Source organism: Nostoc sp. LEGE 12454 (genome assembly GCF_056620565.1).
Genome location: NZ_JBWQXL010000105.1, coordinates 1 through 2,461 on the forward strand (window position 1 = coordinate 1; position 2,461 = coordinate 2,461).

Consider the following 2,461-nt stretch of genomic DNA (forward strand, 5'->3'; position numbering starts at 1 on the left):
GGTGCGTTCCGTTCCCTCCAAATGGCATAAAGCCAAGGACGAGGGACAAGAGAAGGTAGGGAATATAACTCTAACTGAACCTTGATAACTTAACTTTCGTGTTGGTGAGAGAAATAACTCAAGTCCAACCCTCCTTGGTGCAGGAGTGACAGCATCACCCCCATTCAGTGCGATTGGTTATCAATCTGGATGAAGCGGGGCGAAATGTTGGTAAACCCAGAGTCCGACTGGTAATCCCAGCTAGCACCTGACTATGAACAGGAAACGAACTCTCGTCTGAACTGCCGTTAGTTCTACACAGCCTACTCGGATTATTGGCTGCAAACAAAAAGTTAATGGGTCTAAGTACGGTTGGTCTTCTAACAATCGTAAAGAGCAATTTGATTCCGCGATGCAAATTGACGCACCCACAACAGACCCCGGCGGATAGAGAGGTTCTAAGGTCAGAAACCTACGAAAGTTAGGAACGGAATAACCCCACATACGCTCTCAACTTAGGCGATAAGCGGAGCAGTAACCAGCGCAAGCGTATGTGTGGGAGGGATTGGGTCAGAAGCCAACGCCAAGTTGTAATGACTTGGATATGCTGACAGACCCACGGTTGAGTGGATGGTAAAGCTGTAAGTAGTAGTATATATGACTAATACGAGTTTCAAGACTACGGTGGAATGGAATGCTATCCCCTGGCAAAAGCTAGAGAGGAAAGTATTTAAGCTACAAAAACGGATTTACCGAGCCTCTGGTCGTGGTGACGTTAAAACGGTTCGGAAACTTCAAAAGACCCTGATTAAATCCTGGTCAGCTAAGTGTCTGGCAGTACGTAGAGTAACCCAAGACAACCAAGGCAAGAAAACTGCTGGAGTTGATGGGGTTAAATCCTTAACGCCAAAGCAACGAATTGCAATGGTAAACCAACTTCGGATGAGTCACAAAACAAAACCCACCCGAAGAATATGGATACCAAAACCTGGAAAGGAAGAAAAACGACCTCTTGGGATACCTACAATACACGACCGAGCTATGCAAGCCCTAGTTAAATTAGCTCTAGAACCTGAATGGGAAGCTAGATTTGAACCAAATAACTACGGCTTTAGACCAGGACGTTCATGCCACGATGCAATCGAAGCAATATTTACCTCAATCAGAGCAAAGGCAAAGTACGTCCTTGATGCTGATATTGCAAAATGTTTCGACTGCATTGACCACCAGAAACTTCTTAAGAAGATAAACTCCTATCCTTCAATCAACCGCCTAATAAAGGCATGGTTGAAATCGGGAGTAATCGACAAAAAGCAGTTTTTCGAGACATGCGAGGGAACGCCACAGGGAGGGGTCTTATCCCCACTCTTAGCCAACATCGCTCTACACGGCATGGAATACCGAATAAAACAGGAATTTCCGAAGCTCGGAAAAGCGAATCGAGAAACCTGGTTCCACAAGAAAGGTGAGGAATTTAACCCGCCCAATGTGGTACGGTATGCAGACGATTTTATCGTTATGCACGAAAATCTATCCGTGATAAAGAAATGTCGAGAAATTATATCTGAGTGGTTGGCAGAAATTGGTCTTGAATTACAACCTAGTAAAACCACAATAGTCCATACCCTTCTATCTCATGAAGGGGAAAAGCCAGGCTTTGACTTCTTGGGATTTAATATTAGACAACACCAAGTAGGAAAAAACCAATCTGGCAAAGACGCAAGAGGAAATAGACTAGGGTTCAAGACAATTGTCACCCCCAGCAAAGAAAGTCAGAAAAGACATTTCAGGGTAATAGCTGAAATGGTGGACTCACTAAAGGCAGTCTCTCAAATCAGAGTTATTAAGGCTCTAAATCCCATCATTAGAGGATGGAGTAATTTTTACTCCTCCGTAGTTAGTAGGGATACATTTGAGAAATTGTCCCATCTTACTTTCTGGAAGTTAAAACGCTGGGCAAAAAGACGACACCCACGTAAATCCAAAAACTGGGTTGAAGCCAAGTATTGGCAAACTCAAGGAAACGATCATTGGGTGTTCGCTCCAAAAGGGGATGAAAACCAACGTCTTTACAGACACACTTACACTAAGATTAAACGTCATGTGAAAGTGAGAGGAGAAACATCACCTTTTGATGGCAATTGGGTTTATTGGAGTTCAAGAATAGGCAATCATCCCGAAAAGCCAACGAGAATAACAAAACTTCTCAAACAGCAAAAAGGGAAATGCGCTCACTGTAACTTATATTTCAGTGACAATGACCTGATGGAAGTTGACCATATCATCCCTAAATCTCAAGGTGGAAAGGATGAATATAACAATTTTCAAATTCTTCATCGTCACTGTCATGACAAGAAAACAAACCATGATTCACAAGGTACTTATGACAGAAGCCACACAACTGAGGAGCCGGATGAGGCGAAAGTCTCACGTCCGGTTTTGAAGACGAGTTGAAGAGGTGACTCTTCAGCTTAGTTCAACA

Annotated in this window: 1 protein-coding gene; it reads left to right on the forward strand. The window is 43.4% G+C overall.

The annotated features are described in order from the left end of the window. The first annotated feature begins 636 nt into the window (after window positions 1-636). The gene (ltrA, locus tag AC1F2U_RS34580) at window positions 637-2,433 is read left to right on the forward strand and encodes a group II intron reverse transcriptase/maturase (RefSeq protein WP_480265249.1); all 1,797 of its coding nucleotides are present in this window, start codon (window positions 637-639) and stop codon (window positions 2,431-2,433) included. Window positions 2,434-2,461: the final 28 nt, after the last annotated feature.